18 protein-coding genes and 1 tRNA gene are annotated in these 15,194 nt (G+C 64.0%); 9 read left to right on the plus strand and 10 right to left on the minus strand.

What is annotated here, in order from left to right:
- Positions 1–29 precede the first annotated feature (29 nt).
- On the minus strand, positions 30–2,471 hold the full coding sequence (locus V9L20_RS01585) for a TonB-dependent receptor (protein WP_337295236.1): 2,442 nt from the start codon (positions 2,469–2,471) through the stop codon (positions 30–32).
- A 263-nt stretch (positions 2,472–2,734) separates the two neighbouring features.
- On the opposite strand from V9L20_RS01585, the gene V9L20_RS01590 reads away from it, so the two are divergent.
- The 5 genes from V9L20_RS01590 to hemP all read left to right on the plus strand — a co-directional run bounded on the left by V9L20_RS01590 (position 2,735) and on the right by hemP (position 5,285).
- Entirely contained in the window at positions 2,735–3,007 is a 273-nt protein-coding gene (locus V9L20_RS01590; protein ID WP_258505289.1) for a (2Fe-2S)-binding protein, read from the plus strand.
- A gap of 107 nt (positions 3,008–3,114) precedes the next feature.
- Positions 3,115–3,819: an energy transducer TonB gene (locus tag V9L20_RS01595; RefSeq protein ID WP_443098541.1), complete on the plus strand. Its 705-nt coding sequence runs from the start codon at positions 3,115–3,117 to the stop codon at positions 3,817–3,819.
- A gap of 22 nt (positions 3,820–3,841) precedes the next feature.
- Entirely contained in the window at positions 3,842–4,558 is a 717-nt protein-coding gene (locus tag V9L20_RS01600; RefSeq protein ID WP_258505287.1) for a MotA/TolQ/ExbB proton channel family protein, read from the plus strand.
- 5 nt (positions 4,559–4,563) lie between these two features.
- The gene (locus V9L20_RS01605) at positions 4,564–4,977 is read left to right on the plus strand and encodes an ExbD/TolR family protein (RefSeq protein ID WP_126748853.1); all 414 of its coding nucleotides are present in this window, start codon (positions 4,564–4,566) and stop codon (positions 4,975–4,977) included.
- A gap of 95 nt (positions 4,978–5,072) precedes the next feature.
- Positions 5,073–5,285, plus strand: a complete 213-nt coding sequence (gene hemP / locus V9L20_RS01610; protein ID WP_018903010.1) for a hemin uptake protein HemP — start codon at positions 5,073–5,075, stop codon at positions 5,283–5,285.
- 195 nt (positions 5,286–5,480) lie between these two features.
- Here hemP and V9L20_RS01615 read toward each other — a convergent pair whose 3' ends face one another.
- Positions 5,481–5,888, minus strand: a complete 408-nt coding sequence (locus V9L20_RS01615) for a GlcG/HbpS family heme-binding protein (RefSeq protein WP_028258861.1) — start codon at positions 5,886–5,888, stop codon at positions 5,481–5,483.
- 163 nt (positions 5,889–6,051) lie between these two features.
- Here V9L20_RS01615 and V9L20_RS01620 point away from each other — a divergent pair, with 163 nt between their 5' ends.
- Positions 6,052–6,753, plus strand: a complete 702-nt coding sequence (locus V9L20_RS01620; protein WP_258505283.1) for a Bax inhibitor-1/YccA family protein — start codon at positions 6,052–6,054, stop codon at positions 6,751–6,753.
- A gap of 61 nt (positions 6,754–6,814) precedes the next feature.
- Here the strand turns inward: V9L20_RS01620 and rlmD are convergent, their stop codons facing one another.
- Genes rlmD through surE form a run of 5 tightly spaced genes read right to left on the minus strand, consistent with a single transcriptional unit; the run spans position 6,815 to position 11,773 of the window.
- Positions 6,815–8,275, minus strand: coding sequence for a 23S rRNA (uracil(1939)-C(5))-methyltransferase RlmD (gene rlmD / locus V9L20_RS01625; protein ID WP_258505281.1), 1,461 nt, complete (start codon positions 8,273–8,275; stop codon positions 6,815–6,817).
- 52 nt (positions 8,276–8,327) lie between these two features.
- Positions 8,328–9,332, minus strand: coding sequence for a sigma-70 family RNA polymerase sigma factor (locus tag V9L20_RS01630; protein WP_337295238.1), 1,005 nt, complete (start codon positions 9,330–9,332; stop codon positions 8,328–8,330).
- Between the two features lie 4 nt (positions 9,333–9,336).
- Entirely contained in the window at positions 9,337–10,227 is an 891-nt protein-coding gene (locus tag V9L20_RS01635) for a peptidoglycan DD-metalloendopeptidase family protein (RefSeq protein ID WP_337295239.1), read from the minus strand.
- Positions 10,228–10,238: 11 nt separating this feature from the next.
- Complete coding sequence (locus V9L20_RS01640) at positions 10,239–11,012, minus strand: protein-L-isoaspartate(D-aspartate) O-methyltransferase (RefSeq protein WP_258505276.1); 774 nt, start codon at positions 11,010–11,012, stop codon at positions 10,239–10,241.
- A 2-nt stretch (positions 11,013–11,014) separates the two neighbouring features.
- Entirely contained in the window at positions 11,015–11,773 is a 759-nt protein-coding gene (gene surE / locus V9L20_RS01645; protein ID WP_126748846.1) for a 5'/3'-nucleotidase SurE, read from the minus strand.
- Positions 11,774–11,901: 128 nt separating this feature from the next.
- Here surE and V9L20_RS01650 point away from each other — a divergent pair, with 128 nt between their 5' ends.
- A complete protein-coding gene (locus tag V9L20_RS01650; protein WP_337295240.1) occupies positions 11,902–12,888 on the plus strand; it encodes an NADPH:quinone oxidoreductase family protein in 987 nt (328 codons plus the stop codon).
- 87 nt (positions 12,889–12,975) lie between these two features.
- Here the strand turns inward: V9L20_RS01650 and V9L20_RS01655 are convergent, their stop codons facing one another.
- From V9L20_RS01655 to V9L20_RS01665, 3 genes are all read right to left on the minus strand, one after another.
- Entirely contained in the window at positions 12,976–13,320 is a 345-nt protein-coding gene (locus V9L20_RS01655) for an H-NS histone family protein (RefSeq protein WP_258505272.1), read from the minus strand.
- A gap of 276 nt (positions 13,321–13,596) precedes the next feature.
- Positions 13,597–13,672, minus strand: a tRNA-His gene (locus V9L20_RS01660).
- Positions 13,673–13,747: 75 nt separating this feature from the next.
- The gene (locus tag V9L20_RS01665) at positions 13,748–14,380 is read right to left on the minus strand and encodes a YbhB/YbcL family Raf kinase inhibitor-like protein (RefSeq protein WP_337295241.1); all 633 of its coding nucleotides are present in this window, start codon (positions 14,378–14,380) and stop codon (positions 13,748–13,750) included.
- Between the two features lie 209 nt (positions 14,381–14,589).
- Between V9L20_RS01665 and V9L20_RS01670 the strand changes: the two genes are divergently transcribed.
- The gene (locus V9L20_RS01670) at positions 14,590–14,838 is read left to right on the plus strand and encodes a GlsB/YeaQ/YmgE family stress response membrane protein (RefSeq protein ID WP_126747350.1); all 249 of its coding nucleotides are present in this window, start codon (positions 14,590–14,592) and stop codon (positions 14,836–14,838) included.
- A gap of 20 nt (positions 14,839–14,858) precedes the next feature.
- Positions 14,859–15,191, plus strand: a complete 333-nt coding sequence (locus V9L20_RS01675) for a hypothetical protein (protein ID WP_126747351.1) — start codon at positions 14,859–14,861, stop codon at positions 15,189–15,191.
- Positions 15,192–15,194: the final 3 nt, after the last annotated feature.

The following is a 15,194-nucleotide window of genomic DNA, read 5'->3' on the forward strand; positions in this document are numbered from 1 at the left end:
GTTGGCTATTCTAGAAACTCAAGAGACCTTTAGAAGCGCGCCCCGACCGTGAAGAGCACCGTGCGCTTCGCACCGGCAATTGCAAAGCCCGGGTAGAGCTGATCGCCGTAGAGCTTGTTCGTCACGTTATTCACGTTGAGCTGCGCATACAGGTCGGGCGTGAACTTGTACTCGAGCATCATGTCGCCGACCACATAGCCGGGGGTGCTGTTGGCCAGGCTGGCGGCACCGGTGACGCCTTGCAGCGGCCGGTTTTCGGATGCGCCGCGCACGCCGCCTGCAATGCGCAGCTTGGGCGTGGCCTGGTAGCTGATCCATGCCGCGCCGCTGTGCTTGGGCGTCAGGCCGACACGCGAGCCCACGGTACCGGGCGTTGCAGTGCTGCCCACCTGGTCGATGGTCGCCCTGGGAATGAAAGAGTACGAGAAATACACCTCCCACTGCGAGGTGAGGCGGCCCACCACGTCGAGCTCGAGACCCTGCGAGTGGCGCTTGCCCGACAGCAGATAGGAGCTGCCCGCGAAGTCCGAATCGGTGGTGCGCTCGTTGGTCTTTTCGGTACGGAAAATGGCCGCCCGTGTCGAGAGCTTGCCGTCGAGCCAGTCGAGCTTGGCGCCCAGTTCGATGTTGCGGCTCTTCTCGGGCGGCGTGCCCGCGGTCTGGGGCGACACATACTGATAGGTGTCGGCCGACGAGTTGAACGAGGTGCTGTACGACAGGTGATATGACTGCGTGATCGAAGGTTGGTACAGCACGCCGGCGCGGTAGCTCCATGCGCCCTGCGACAGATGGGTGCTGGTGACGGTCGGGAACGGGCTGCCGGCGGAATAGCGCTCGCGACGGTCGCTGCAATTCGCCGTTTGCGTATAGCCGCGCGGTGCCGGAGTGGGCCTCACGCAGGCGGGGTTCGAATAGGTGTACTGGTCGAAATCACCGCTCAGTCGGTCATAGCGCACGCCGCCGAGGACCTTCCAATCGGGCGCCACCTGGACCAGGTCTTGCAGGTAGATGCCGACCGACTTCGCGGAATAGGCGCTGGAATCGCGGTACACCGGCTCCACGAACGTGCCGCTCAGGCCCGCACCGTCGTTCGGCGTGCCGACGAAGGTGTTGGCTCGCGAGCCCAGCGCGCGGCCGCGGAAGCTGTTGTTGAAGAAGGCGTCGTTCTGGTAGCGGCTCGCCTCCTCCTTCGAGGCGTCGACACCGGCCAGCAGCTGGTGCTTCATGCCGCCCCAGTTCAGCTCCTTGCTGTAGTCGCTTTGCAGGTAGGTGCCCTTGTACTCATCCTTGCGCGGCGTCAGGCCGCTGCGGGTGAGCATCGTGTATTCGCTGAAATTGGCCAGCGTGGTGGGGGCACCGAACGTGGTGCTGGCCCCGGCGGCCGTCGACCATTGGTTGCGGTCGAAGGTGCCCGAGCGCACCTGGGTGCGCAGTTCGCCGCCGTCGTCGAAGCGATGGAGCCACGAAGCCGTGCCGTAGGTAGCCTTGCCAAGGAGTTTGTCGGCCGTGGTGCCGTAGAAGCTGCCGGGCTTGACAGGCGCGAGGGTGCCCAGGCTGCCGACCGTCGGCACGCCGGTTGCGCTGTAACCGGTAATGCCTTGCCGGCCGGTCGCCACCCAGCGAACCGCCGATAGCGGAACGTTGTCCACGTTCAGGTGGAACAGCCCCACGGTGAACTCGTTGGCCGTGCCGACGCCCCAGCTGTACGAAGGCGCAATGCCGTACTTGTCGATCTTGGCACCGCCGTTGTCGGCCTTGTTCCACATTGCGTTGATTCGCAATGCCGAGGTTTCGCCCGTGCGAACGTTGAAGTCCGCCGTGGTGCGGTAGTAGCCGCGCGAGCCGACCGTGGCTTCCACGTCGGTCTGGTCGGCCAGCAAGGGCTTCTTGGAGACCTGGTTGATCACGCCGCCCGTGGAGCCGCGTCCGAAAATCATCGAAGCGGAGCCGCGCAGCACCTCGATGCGCTCGAGATTGAAGGTGTCACGGTCGTACTGCGAAGGGTCGCGCATGCCGTCGATCAGCAGGTCGCCCACGGTGGCCACTGGGAAACCACGCAGACGGATGTCCTGGTCGGTGCCGTTCTCCGTTGCCGCGAAGGTAATGCCAGCCGAGTAGTGCAAGGCGTCCTTGAGGGTGTCGAGCTTGACGTCGTCGATCAGCTTCTCTGTGATGACGTTGATCGACTGGGGAATATCGCGGATTTCTTGCGTTCCCTTGCCGATGTTGGTCTTCCTGGTCTGGACCTGGTCCTTGCCCTGCGCTTCGGCCTGCTCGGTCACCGTGACGGTTCCGAGCGTGCCGCCCTGCACCGTGGCCGGCGGTGTCTGCGCCCAGCTGCTGACCGAAGCGGCCAGCATCAGCGCGCCAAAAGGCAGGACTGCCGCTTCTCGCGGCAGGCTGCCGGCGGCGGAAACAGAAGAAGACTTGGGGCGCGACACACGAGCGCGCCGACCGGCAACATTGGACAAGATGACCTCCCAGAAAGCCAAACGGCTGGTTTGAATGGCTGGCTGGGACCGCTTTAACGGTAGTGGCTTGCCGAAATTGGGCTGGAGTGTAGTGCCGGCGTAGTCTTAATCATTCACATTTAGATTCGCTGTTGTCAAAATGCTACTTTCTCCCATAACAGTACGGAAGGCCTCTCTCCGGCCATAGTTATTGAAAATGCGAGAGATTCGTATTTATAATCGGCTCGAACCCAAACCAGCCAGCCACTGCCGCTTTCACCGCCATGATCGTTTGCGTCTGCCGCCGAGTCTCCGACCGTGAAATCGCACGTCATGTGCGGGCCGGCATGACTTTCGACGAAGTGCAATTCGAGCTTGGCGTGGCCACCCAGTGTGGTCAATGTGAAGGTTGTGCGCGCGATATCGTCGCGCAGTGCAGCGCCTCGCACCCGGTCGCCGCGTTGAACCGCGAATCCGGAACGAGTGCGATCCAGCTTGCCACCTCCATTTCGGAAAGCAAGGCATGGAACTCTTCTCGGCAATCGGCGGCAGCCTGATACTCGTCGCAGGCTCCGTCTGGTGGATCTTTCGTAAGTAACAGTAGTCGTAGCGGTTTTGCTGCAATCGGGGCGCGTTCCGTGCGTGCCCGCATTCGAATTGGTTGATCGTGTCTGACCGCTTTGCCCCCCCTCCCTCCGTTCTGGGCCTCTCGCGCAATGCACTCATTGCCGGAGGCGTGATCCTGTTTCATGCAGCCGCGCTGTGGGCGCTGCAAAGCGGCCTGTTGCGCCGCGCTGCCGAAGTGGTGATTCCTGTAGAAATACTGAGCCAGTTCGTCGAACCACCCAAGCCGGCCGAGCCGCCGCCTCCCCCACCGCCGCCGCCCCCCCAGCGCAAGCCCGAGGCCGTCAAGCCTCCGCCCCGCCCGGTGGCAGTTCGCGAACCCAAGCCGACACCCGCCCCCGCTGCGCCCGTGGGCGTGACCGAGCCGCCTCCCCCCGCACCCCCGGTCGAGGCCCCGGCTCCGCCTGCGCCACCCGCACCGCCGCCCGCGCCCCCCGCCCCGCCGGCACCGCGGATGATCGAGATCTCTGAGGGCCAGACCCGCTATATAAGAGAGCCCAAGCTCGTCTACCCGAGCATGAGCCGGCGCCTGGGCGAATCGGGAACGACGGTCGTCTCGATCTACTTCGACAGCGAAGGCTTCGCCAAGCGGGTCGAACTCTACAAATCCAGCGGCTTCGAACGCCTCGACGAAGCGGCGCTGAGCGCCGCCCGAACCGCCCAGGTCACGCCCTTCAGGCAAACAGGAGGCAACGCACAGACGACCTACCTGCTGCGGGCGCCCTTCTCCTTCAAATTGAACTAATTTTTCTCTGGAGCAACTTCGTATGGAATCCCAATTCGGCTTGATGAACGTCTGGAACCAGGGCGATTTCGTCACCAAGGCCGTCGCGGTGCTGTTGATCGGCATGTCGCTTGCGTCGTGGATCGTGATCATCGTCAAGGCCCTCGACGTCATCAAATACAAGCGCCTTGCCAAGCACTCGCAGGACTTCTGGCACAGCGAAGACTTTGCAACCGCGCTGAACAAGCTCGGCAAGGACGACAGCAACCCGTTCCGCGCACTGGCGCTCGAAGGCCGTGAAGCGGCTGCGCACCACCGCAACACCAAGGCCCATCTGCACGATGCGCTCGACGTGAGCGACTGGATCACGCGCGCACTGCGCAACGGCATCGACGCTTTCACGGCGCGCCTGCAAACCGGCCTTGCCATCCTGGCTTCCGTCGGCTCGACCGCGCCGTTCATCGGCCTCTTCGGCACGGTGTGGGGCATCTATCACGCGCTCATGAGCATCGGCTCGGCCGGCCAAGCCACTATCGACAAGGTGGCAGGCCCCATCGGCGAGGCGCTGATCATGACTGCGCTGGGCCTGGCAGTGGCCATTCCGGCGGTGCTGGGCTACAACGCGCTGGTTCGCGGCAACAAGTTCGTGCTGACCAAGCTCAACAGCTTTGCCCATGACCTGCACGCCTACTTCGTGACCGGCGCGCGCGTGCAAAGCGGCAGCGGGGACGCCATCGTGGTTCCGCTCAAGAAGGGCTGAGCATCATGGCTTTCGGTACCCAGGACGAACCCGATGAGGTGATGAACGAGATCAACATGACGCCGCTGGTCGACGTCATGCTGGTGCTGCTCATCATCTTCATCATCACCGTGCCGGTGATGAAGCACGCGGTCAACATCGACCTCCCCCGCGCCACCAGCGAGCCCGAGCAGGCCAAGCCGGAGAACATCCTCTTCAGCATTTCTGCCCAGGGCGACTATTACTGGAACGAGCAGAAGATCGCCGACGGCGAGCTGCCTGGCCGCCTCGCGGCCGAGGCCGCCAAGAACCCGCAGCCCGAGCTGCACATCCGCGGCGACAAGGAAGTGCGCTACGAGCGCGTGGCCAAGGCAATGTCTGCGGCCCGCGAGGCAGGCGTGCGCAAGATCGGCTTCATTACCGAACCCGACGCGAAGTAAGTCACTGAATGCCGCAAAAAAAGTTGATCGCCGCGATTGACTTTTTATTGCGAATCATTATCATTCACTCATCGCTTCGATAAGGGGAATTTCAGATGCAAGCCAAACCGAACGCCTTTTCTGTTCTGAGCCATCCGTCGCTCGACCAATCGGGTGGCGGACATGCGTCCATCCAGGCCCCCCGTCCGGCGCCGATGGTCGAAAGCACGGAGCTTCTCAAGGGAAGCAAGACCGTGGGCATCATGCACAACGGCTCCCTCTATCGTCTTCAGGCGACCAAACTCGGCAAGCTGATTCTTACCAAGTAAGCATCAGCCCGCCCTTCACGCAAGTTTCATCGTGGGGCGACTCCAGGAGATTCATCTCCGAAGGGTCGTTTTTTGCTAGCCAACGGTTCGCCGACTAGCCAAGCTTTTTTTCACGCTGAATACCCGAAAAGAAAACGCCGACCTTGAAGTCGGCGTTTTGCTTTCAGCGGGGCACAGCCCGCCGGACGAATTACTTCAAAGGCCGAGCGCTGCGATGCCGGCCTTGGCAATCTGCGCATCTTCGTTCGACTTGACGCCGCTCACGCCCACGGCGCCGATCACCTGGCCGTCCTTCACGATCGGCACGCCGCCCTCCAGCAGGCCCTGCACGGCCGGCGCCGTGAGAAACGCAGTGCGGCCGCCGTTGATGATGTCTTCGTAGACCTTGCTTTCGCGGCGGCCCATGGCTGCCGTATGGGCCTTGGCCGGTGCAATGTGCGAAGACAGGGCCGCAGCCCCGTCCAGGCGCTGGAGCCAGAGCAGGTTGCCTGCGTCGTCCGAAATGGCAATGGTGACGGCCCAGTTGTTCTTGAGGGCTTCGGCTTCCGCGGCTGCGGCAATGGCCTTGACGTCGGCGAGTTCGAGGAAGGACTTGGTCTTCATTTGGAGCGTCGGTTGCGTAAAACCCAAGAGCATAACGGCCAAAGAGCCGGCCGGTCCCGGCGCCCTTAGGACCATCATCCATACGGTCTTTGTATCACCCCCTCTTGCAGAACCCTAGAATGCGCCCAACTGCGTCAGTGCAGCAACCCAAGGAGCTACTGCCATGAACGACCGCGTGACCACCCTCGACACTTCCACCGGCTACGGCCAGGTGCTGCCGCAGGCTGAGCGCCAACGCGTCCTGCGCAACACCTACTGGCTGCTCGCCCTGAGCCTGTTGCCCACCGTGCTGGGCGCATGGATCGGCGTGAGCACCGGTATTACCCGCTCGCTCACGGGCGGGCTGGGCCTTATCGTTTTCCTCGGCGGCGCCTTCGGCTTCATGTTCGCCATCGAGAAAACCAAGAACTCGGCCGCCGGCGTGCCGGTGCTGCTGGCCTTCACCTTCTTCATGGGCCTGATGCTGTCGCGGCTCATCGCCATGGTGCTGGGCTTCAAGAACGGCTCCGAGCTCATCATGACCGCGTTCGGCGGCACCGCCGGCGTGTTCTTCGTGATGGCTTCGCTGGCCACCGTGATCAAGCGCGACCTGTCCGGCATGGGCAAGTGGCTCTTCGTCGGCGCCATGGTGCTGATGGTGGGCTCCATCATCAACGTCTTCGTCGGCTCGAGCGCCGGCATGATGGCCATCTCGGTGGCCGCCATCGGCATCTTCTCGGCCTTCATGCTCTATGACCTGAAGCAGATCATGGACGGCGGCGAAACCAACTACATCAGCGCCACGCTCGCGCTCTACCTGGACCTGTTCAACGTGTTCCAGAGCCTGCTGGCCCTGCTGGGCATTGCCGGCGGCGAACGCGACTGATCGAACCGAGCGAAGGCGCCCCGCGGCGCCAACTAAAAAAGGGCCCTCTCGGGCCCTTTTTTCATGCCAGATCGAATACCGCAATCGACTCCACGTGCGCCGTGTGCGGAAACATGTTGATCACCCCGGCAAACGTGCACCGGTACCCCGCCTGATGTACGAGCAGGCCGGCATCGCGCGCCAAGGTGGACGGATTGCAGCTCACGTACACGATGCGCTTCGGCGGCGTCCAGCCGTCGGTTCTCAGTTCCGGCTGCAGGTGCAGGTCGGCCATGGCCTTGGCAAGCGCAAAAGCGCCTTCGCGCGGCGGGTCGACCAGCCACTTGTCCGCGCTGCCGTCGGCCACCAGCATGGCGGGCGTCATTTCGAAGAGATTGCGCGCCACGAACCGGGTCGGCGAAAGCGCCCGCCTGGCCAGCGTGGCAGGTTCATTCTTCTTGAAGTTGTCGCTTGCGCGCGCCACCAGGGTGTCGCTGCCTTCGATGCCCAGCACCTCGCGCGCACGGCTGGCCAGCGGCAGGGTGAAATTGCCCAGCCCGCAGAACCAGTCGATCACCCGCTCTTGCGGCTGCACATCGAGAAGGCGCAGCGCCTTGCCCACCAGCGCGCGATTGATGTGCGGGTTGACCTGCGTGAAATCGGTCGGCTTGAACGGCATGGTGACGCCGAACTCGGGCAGTTCGTACGACAGCGGCGTGCCGCCCTCTTCCAGCAGCTTCACTGTCTCGGGGCCTTTGGCCTGGAGCCACCATTGAACGCCGGGGTTCTGCGCCGCGAACGCTTTCAGGCGGCCGATGTCCGCGCTGGACAGCGGCTCCAGGTGCCTGAGCACCAGCGCGATTGTGCCGAGCGCGGTCGTTCCCGGCGCATCACCGCAGGCAAGTTCGATCTGCGGGCAGGTCTCGCGTGCATCCATCGAGCCGATGAGTGCGCGCAGCGGCATCAGCATGTCGCTGACCTGCTTAGGCAGCACCGGGCACACCTGCATGTCGGCGAGATACCGGCTCTTGCGCTCATGAAACCCGATCAGCACCGTGCCCTTCTTGACCACGTGGCGCACCGAGAGCCGGGCGCGGTATCGGTAGTGCCAGGCCGGCCCTTCCATCGGCCGCAGCACGTTCTCGGGCCGCACCTTGCCGAGATGCCACAGGTTGTCTTCGAGCGCACGCTGCTTCACCGCCACCTGCGCCGCGGCGTCCAGATGCTGCATCTTGCAACCGCCGCACGCGCCGGTGTGCAGCCCGAAATGCGGACAGCCCGGGCGCACGCGTTGCGACGATTCACGCCGGATTGCGGTGACCGTGCCCTGCTCCCAGTTGTTCTTGCGCCGGTGCACGTTGAGCTGCACTTCCTCGAAGGGCAAGGCGCCCTCGATGAACACGACCATGCCCTCGGCGTTGTGCGCGACGCCCTGCGCGTCCAGGTCGAGCGACTCGACCTTGAGCCATTCGTCCGGGGCGCTGGCCGGGGTCTTCCCGGCCGCTTTCGTGGGGACTTTCTTTTCTTCAGTGGATTCCGTCATCCCCCGATTGTCTCAGCGCCGGCCCGGCCTCCCGCGGCTGCGCCGGCGCCGCCTAGAACAAGGCGTCGCGCCCCACACCGGAGCGGACCAGCTGGCGGCGCATCTTGGCGAGCGCCTCGTTCTGGATCTGCCTCACGCGCTCCCGCGTCAGGCCCAGCCGAACGCTCAGGACCTCGAGCGTTTCGGGCTCCCGGTCATGCAGGCCGTAGCGACCTTCGAGCACCTCGCGCTCGCGCGCATCGAGCGCATGAACCCATTGGTCGAGCAGGCGTTCGACCTCGTGCGTGTGGGTCACGTCGGTCGGACTGCTTCGCTCGTCGTCGGAGGCCACGGTGTCGGCCAAGATAAAGCCCTCGTCGCCGTGCGCGTCGCCGCCATCCAGGGAGCGCGGCGCCTCCGCAAGCGCCAGCAGCTCCGCCACTGCCTGCACTTCGCGTCCCAGAAATGCGGCGATGTCTTCCACCCGCACACCGTCGGGCCGGTTCGCCAGGAAGTCTGAATCGCCCTCCAGCGTGCGGCGGGCCCGCAGCACCTGCTGCAGTTCGCGCACCACCTGCACGGGCAGGCGGATTGCACGCGCCTGCGTCATGACGGCTCGCTCGACCGATTGCCGGATCCACCACGTCGCATAGGTGGAAAAGCGAAAGCCGCGCTCGGGTTCGAACTTGGTGATCGCGTGCATCAGGCCGAGGTTGCCTTCCTCGATCAGATCGGAGAGCGGCACGCCGCGGCCCAGATACGCCTTGGCGATGTTCACAACCAGCCGCAGGTTGTGTTCGATCATCGATTGCCGCGCTGCAAAGTCGCCGGCGCGGGCAGCGCATGCGGCCTGGTATTCCTGCTCGGGCGTGAAGAGTTCCGTGCGCCGCACCTGCCGCAGGTAGATGGTCAGGGCATCCGCGCCCTCGCCGCCTAGCGGTTCGGCAAACGCAATCGGGTCTGCGGCAGCACGGCCGGGCCTTGCGGGCGTGCTCTCTGGATTGTTGTCTGCGGCCGCTTCGCCCTTGCCCACCGCCCGGCGCACAGGCAGTGTGCGACGGGGGCGAGAGGCGGCCATGGCATTACCGGCTCGGCAGGTAGCGTGCCGGATCGACAGGCTTGCCCTGGCGACGGATTTCGAAGTGCAGCTTGACACGGTCCGCGTCGCTGTTGCCCATTTCGGCGATCTTCTGTCCCTTTTGCACCGACTGGTCTTCCTTCACGAGCAGCGTCTGGTTGTGCGCATACGCCGTGAGGTAGGTGTTGTTGTGCTTCAGGATGATCAGGTTGCCGTAGCCGCGCAGGCCCGCGCCTGCATAGACCACGCGGCCATCGGCCGCGGCCAGGACTGCGTCGCCGGCTTTGCCGCCGATATCGAAGCCCTTGTTCTTGGCGTCGTCGAACCCTGCGATGAGCGTGCCGTGCGCGGGCCAGATCCAGCCGAGATCCTCGTCGCCCGAATTGGCGGCGGGTGCCGATGGCGATGCGGTGACCGGCGGCTTGCTGGCCGCCGCGCTCGCGGGCGCCGCGGGCAACACCGCGGGCGGCGTCACAGGCTTGGTTACGGCGCCCTCGGCGGGAGCGGCCGCGGCCGCCACGGTGGTGGACGTCGGCCCCACCGGAGGAACCACGCGCAGCACCTGGCCGACTTCGATCAGGTCGGGATTCTCGAGATTGTTCCAGCGTGCAATGTTCTGCCAGCCTTGGCCGGTTTCGATTCCGATGCGGCGAATCGTGTCGCCGGGGCGCACAGCGTAGTAGCCCGGCTTGCCATAGTTCTCGATGCCGGGCAGCGGCTTGCCCGACGCATCGGTGGTGATGAGCGGGCCTCCGGGTGCCGCATTGGGGGCGCGCGTCATCGTGCCACGGTCTTCGACCGGCGCCGGCCCTCGCGGTGCGGCGCAGCCCGCGATCACGAGCACAACGGCCAACGTGATACCAGCGCACCAACTCCGATTGCCAAAACCCTGCATGTGTTGTTCCTTCAAGCGATGCCCGATTTTAGGGGGACAAAGTGAACCGCCTCAAGAATGCGGCGCTCCAGTCCACGGGCGGTTTTATCGATGACGACGAGGGCCTGTCCGCCCCCCGCCGATTGCGTGGGCGCGACGATGCGTCCGCCCACTGCGAGTTGATCGGTCCAGGCTTGCGGGACCGCTTCGCCGCCAGCGGCGGCGATGATTCCTGCGTAGGGCGCACCCTTGGCGTAGCCAACCATGCCGTCGCCGAGCATCAAGTGCACGGTCGCGAGCCGGAAGTGCCGCAGGTTGGCGCGCGCGCGCTCGTGCAGCCCGCGCAAGCGCTCGATGCTGTAGACCTCCGTGGCCACATGGTTCAGCACCGCAGCCTGGTAGCCGCAACCAGTGCCGATTTCGAGCACGCGTCCGAGCCGCTCTTGCGGTTTGCCCACCAAGGCAGGCGCACCCAGCAGAAGCTCGATCATGCGAGCCACCACGCTGGGCTTGGAAATGGTCTGGCCCAGCCCGATGGGCAGGCTCGTGTCTTCATAGGCCTGGTTGACCAGCGCACTGTCGACAAAACGATGCCGCTCCACCGCGCCCAGCGCCCGCAGCACGCGGGGGTCGGTAATGCCTTGGGCGGCGAGCTTCTGCACCATGCGCGCGCGCACGGCGTCGGAAGCCATCGAGGGGGTGGCCGGCACCATTGGCTTGGCCGGCACGGCGGGCATGCGCCCTCGCGTGGCGGCCGATGCGGTGGGTGTCAGGCGAACCGGGAAACCAGGCCGTTGCGTGGCCATGCTCAGTTGCCGAGACGGGCTACCGTCTCGCGCCATTGCCCCAGGTTGGCGTGATCGGTCAGGTCGATCTGCAGCGGCGTCAGTGCCACGTGGCCGGCGGCGGTTGCGTGAAAGTCGGTGCCCTCGCCGCTGTCCTTGGCGCTGCCGGCGCCCGCAATCCAGTACATCGTTTCGCCGCGCGGGCTTTCCTGCGTAATCACCTTTTCCGCCGCGTGGCGGCGGCCGAGCCGGCAAACCTTGATCGGCTTGAGCTCCTCGAACGGCCGGTTCGGCACATTCACGTTGAGCAGGAAAGCGCCGCCTTCGATCATGCGCTCGCTCTCGATCCGCTGAACCAGCCGGCGCGCCACCTGCGCGGCCGCATCGACATGCGCCCAGCCTTTTTCGATCTGCGAGAACGCAATGGCCGGAATGCCGAACAGGTATGCCTCCATCGCCGCGCCGACGGTGCCCGAGTAGATGGTGTCGTCGCCCATGTTGGCGCCGTTGTTGATGCCGGACACCACCAGGTCGGGCCGGTAGTCGAGCAGCCCCTTGAGCGCGATATGGACGCAATCGGCCGGTGTGCCCGTGACGTAGCGAAAACCGTTGTGCGCCTTGTGCACATAGAGCGGTGCGGCCAAGGTCAGCGCATTCGACTTGGCGCTGTTGTTGTGCTCGGGTGCAACCACCTCGACATCGGCGATGTCTTTCAGGGCGTCGTGCAATGCGACGATGCCCGGCGCCTGAAAGCCATCGTCATTGGAAATAAGTATCTTCATGGTGCTTCTGGGTGCCCCGGATTGTAGGCGCCGGGTGCGTCGCAGCAGGGACAACGGCGCCCTGCCGCGCCCCCTATCATCGCCTCGCATTCATTGCCCACACACGACTCATCCAAGGAGACCCGAGCATGCACGCATGGCTTTGCGAAAACCCCACCGGCGTCGATGCGCTGACCTGGAAGGAACTGCCCACACCAACGCCGGGTCCGGGCCAGGTGCTGATCGAAATCAGGGCTGCCAGCCTCAATTTCCCCGATCTGCTGATCGTCCAGAACAAATACCAGATCAAGCCGCCCCTGCCCTTCGTGCCCGGTTCGGAATACGCCGGCATCGTCCAGGCGGTGGGCGAAGGCGTCACGCATCTTTCGATCGGCCAGAACGTGGCGTGCCTTTCGGGAACCGGAGGCTTCGCAACCCACACGCTGGCGCCGGCCGCGCTTTGCATGCCTTTGCCGGAAGGCTTCGGCCATGTCGACGCGGCGGCGTTCATCATGATCTATGCCACATCGTGGCATGCGCTGATGGACCGGGCGCAGCTGAAGGCCGGGGAAACTGTGCTCGTGCTGGGTGCCGCCGGCGGCGTGGGCACCGCGGCCATACAAATCGCAAAGGCAGCCGGTGCAAAAGTGATTGCGGCGGCTTCCACCGACGAGAAATGCGAACTCTGCCGCTCCATTGGCGCCGATGTCACCATCAACTACACGACGCATACGCTTCCAAACGGCTTTCGCGACGCCATCAAGGCGGCGACCGACGGCAAGGGGCCTGACGTCATTTACGACCCGGTGGGCGGCGATTTTGCGGAGCCGGCATTTCGCTCGATCGGCTGGCGCGGCCGCTATTTGGTGGTCGGCTTTGCATCGGGCCCGATTCCGTCGCTGCCATTGAATCTGACGCTGCTGAAAGGCGCATCGCTGGTTGGTGTGTTCTGGGGCGATTTTGCCAAGCGCGAGCCCAAGGCCAATGCACAAATGATGGCTGAATTGGCGCAGTGGTACGGCCAGGGAAAGATCAAGCCCGTGATCGACAGCACGATGCCGATGGCAGAATTGAAAGCGGCCTACGCCCACATGGGCTCACGCGGCGTCAAAGGAAAACTCGTCATGGTGAACTGAGCGCCCTGCGCCCGGTTGGTTCCACGCTCGCAATAAAAAAGCCCGCAGATGCGGGCTTTTTTATTGGCTGAAGGCCCTGTCGAGCGTTTACTTGATCTCGAACTCGGAAAGCGACTTGCCGGCGGCCAAGGCTTCAGTCACCCAACGCGGCTTGCGGCCACGACCGCCAGACCAGGTTTCACCGCTCGGGCCGCGGTATTTGGCCGCTGCCTTGGCTCCGGGAACCGCGTTGCCGCGCTTGACCGACCCGCCGCGTGCGCTGAGTTTCAGATCGGAAGCGGTCAAACCGTATTCGGCGATTTTCTTGCGCACCTCTTCAATGACGCCCGCACGTTCTTGGTTGCGAAGGTCTTCGGCCTGCTTGCGCAATTGCGCAATCAGCTCGTCGTGCTTCTTGATCTGGGAATTGATATCGGCAAGGGTCGAAGCCATTGTGGACTCCTGAAAATTGGAAACGGGGCGGATTTTAATTCAATTCCAATTTAAAACAAGCATGCCGGTACCAGAAAAAACCCGGGGCGCACCGTTAGTTTGCGGCGGCGCACAATGCAAAGCGCACTTGGCTCGCGCGTTCTTATCGAACAAAAAGAGGGAATACAAGGGGGTTAAGCCCCAACGGCAGCAACAGCCGGAAATGACAACGCCGGGGCTGGCCCGGCGTTGATGTCCCTTGGACGCTATTGCGCAATAGCAGTCAGGGAAAGTATTTGGGGTGGCTGATGGGACTCGAACCCACGACGACCAGAATCACAATCTGGGACTCTACCAGCTGAGCTACAGCCACCGAAGAGCCCGCAATTGTAGCGTCAAAAACTCCCGTTTTCGCCAACGGGGCATTCAAAGACGCTTGAAACCCTGCTCAACCCGTTGCCAAAGGGCCCGCCGGCGCGGTCTTCTCGATCTTGATGGAGCCGTCCGGCCTTTCGCAGGTGCCAATCAGCAGGCCGCTCGCCAGTGCATGCTCGCGCAGCGCTTCGAATATTTCGTCGCGCCCCGGCGTGGACGAAAACGAGGGCGCGCTGCCGAGCGCAAACAACTGAAAGGCGTAGCGGTGCGCGCCGTGCCCCGGAGGCGGGTCCGGCGGTAGCCACGCGGCCTGCAGTCCCGAGTTGCGGCCAACCTGCAGGCCGGCAGTGCCTTCGTTGTCGCGGCTCGGAATTGCGGCCTCGTCGAGCTTGCCGTCGCTCGGCCGCAGCCCCACCACGATCGCATGCACCAGCGGATTCGGGGTTGGCGAGTCGGCATCCTCCACCACCAGCACCAACGAAGTGGTTTCCGCCGGCAGTTGGGCCCACTGAAGCGGCGGCGACAAGCCTTCGCCGTCGGCCGTATAGCGCGGGGGCAGCGGCCCATGGTCCACGAATGCCACGCTGGTCAGGGCGATGGACGCCATGCCCTGCCGCATTCCGAGCGTATTGAAAACGATCTTGTCCAGGCCGGCACGCACGCCGTGCAGGGCGTGGCCAATGACTTCAGGCAATTTTTCGAGCATGGCTTCGGTATAGCCCCGTCCGGCAGTTCACCCTGTAGGACGCCGCTGCATACAAGAGCTGGCGGTCGTCCGCGCCAAATTTCTCGAACGCAAATCCGATGTATTTCCCGGCCCGTGGAGCCGGTTTTGCTCCGCTATCATGATCGTCGCCCGAATCAACGGGCAATGCTTTCCCGCTTCTTCCAATTCACCGCCAAAGGAACTTCTTCATGAGCATCGTCTGGACTATTCTGATCGGGTTCATCGTGGGTCTGGTTGCGCGGGCCGTCAAGCCGGGCGACGATTCCGCCGGCTTCATCGTGACCACGCTGATCGGCGTTGCGGGTTCATTGATCGTGACCTATGTCGGCCAAGCCATGGGCTGGTACACCGCGGGCCAGGGCGCCGGTTTCATCGCGTCGGTGCTCGGCGCGATCGTGCTGCTTGTTCTTTACGGCCTGATCAAGCGCAAGAGCTGATTCCGGGGGGCTGCGTAGGGATGCCGCGCAAACCACGCGCCAAGCATCATGTCTACGTGGTCGAGCTCGACGACCGCGTATGGAACCATGGCCGCTTCAGGCGGGCCAATCCCGACTATCAACTCGGCAAGCCTTTCGTCTATGTCGGAATGACCGGGCTCGACCCGGACATTCGCTTCGACAAGCACAAGGCCGGCATCCAGGCGAACACCTTCGTGCAGGAGTTCGGCCTGCGGCTGCTGCCCGCCCTCTATGAGCGCTACAACCCGATGAGCTACGAGGACGCGCGGTCGATGGAGGTCGAACTCGGCATCCGGCTGCGCGCGAACGGCTATGGCGTCTGGCAGGCCTGAACC

The sequence above is a fragment of the Variovorax sp. CCNWLW225 genome (assembly GCF_037204045.1).
GTDB lineage: Bacteria > Pseudomonadota > Gammaproteobacteria > Burkholderiales > Burkholderiaceae_C > Variovorax.

Excerpts from the sequence above, each read along its gene's own strand:
- V9L20_RS01590 (WP_258505289.1), top strand. The coding sequence starts at position 2,735 with ATGATCGTTTGCGTCTGCCGCCGAGTCTCCGACCGTGAAATCGCACGT.
- V9L20_RS01600 (WP_258505287.1), top strand. The coding sequence starts at position 3,842 with ATGGAATCCCAATTCGGCTTGATGAACGTCTGGAACCAGGGCGATTTC.
- V9L20_RS01605 (WP_126748853.1), top strand. The coding sequence starts at position 4,564 with ATGGCTTTCGGTACCCAGGACGAACCCGATGAGGTGATGAACGAGATC.
- hemP (WP_018903010.1), top strand. The coding sequence starts at position 5,073 with ATGCAAGCCAAACCGAACGCCTTTTCTGTTCTGAGCCATCCGTCGCTC.
- V9L20_RS01615 (WP_028258861.1), bottom strand. The coding sequence starts at position 5,888 with ATGAAGACCAAGTCCTTCCTCGAACTCGCCGACGTCAAGGCCATTGCC.
- V9L20_RS01620 (WP_258505283.1), top strand. The coding sequence starts at position 6,052 with ATGAACGACCGCGTGACCACCCTCGACACTTCCACCGGCTACGGCCAG.
- rlmD (WP_258505281.1), bottom strand. The coding sequence starts at position 8,275 with ATGACGGAATCCACTGAAGAAAAGAAAGTCCCCACGAAAGCGGCCGGG.
- V9L20_RS01630 (WP_337295238.1), bottom strand. The coding sequence starts at position 9,332 with ATGGCCGCCTCTCGCCCCCGTCGCACACTGCCTGTGCGCCGGGCGGTG.
- V9L20_RS01635 (WP_337295239.1), bottom strand. The coding sequence starts at position 10,227 with ATGCAGGGTTTTGGCAATCGGAGTTGGTGCGCTGGTATCACGTTGGCC.
- V9L20_RS01640 (WP_258505276.1), bottom strand. The coding sequence starts at position 11,012 with ATGGCCACGCAACGGCCTGGTTTCCCGGTTCGCCTGACACCCACCGCA.
- surE (WP_126748846.1), bottom strand. The coding sequence starts at position 11,773 with ATGAAGATACTTATTTCCAATGACGATGGCTTTCAGGCGCCGGGCATC.
- V9L20_RS01650 (WP_337295240.1), top strand. The coding sequence starts at position 11,902 with ATGCACGCATGGCTTTGCGAAAACCCCACCGGCGTCGATGCGCTGACC.
- V9L20_RS01655 (WP_258505272.1), bottom strand. The coding sequence starts at position 13,320 with ATGGCTTCGACCCTTGCCGATATCAATTCCCAGATCAAGAAGCACGAC.
- V9L20_RS01665 (WP_337295241.1), bottom strand. The coding sequence starts at position 14,380 with ATGCTCGAAAAATTGCCTGAAGTCATTGGCCACGCCCTGCACGGCGTG.
- V9L20_RS01670 (WP_126747350.1), top strand. The coding sequence starts at position 14,590 with ATGAGCATCGTCTGGACTATTCTGATCGGGTTCATCGTGGGTCTGGTT.
- V9L20_RS01675 (WP_126747351.1), top strand. The coding sequence starts at position 14,859 with ATGCCGCGCAAACCACGCGCCAAGCATCATGTCTACGTGGTCGAGCTC.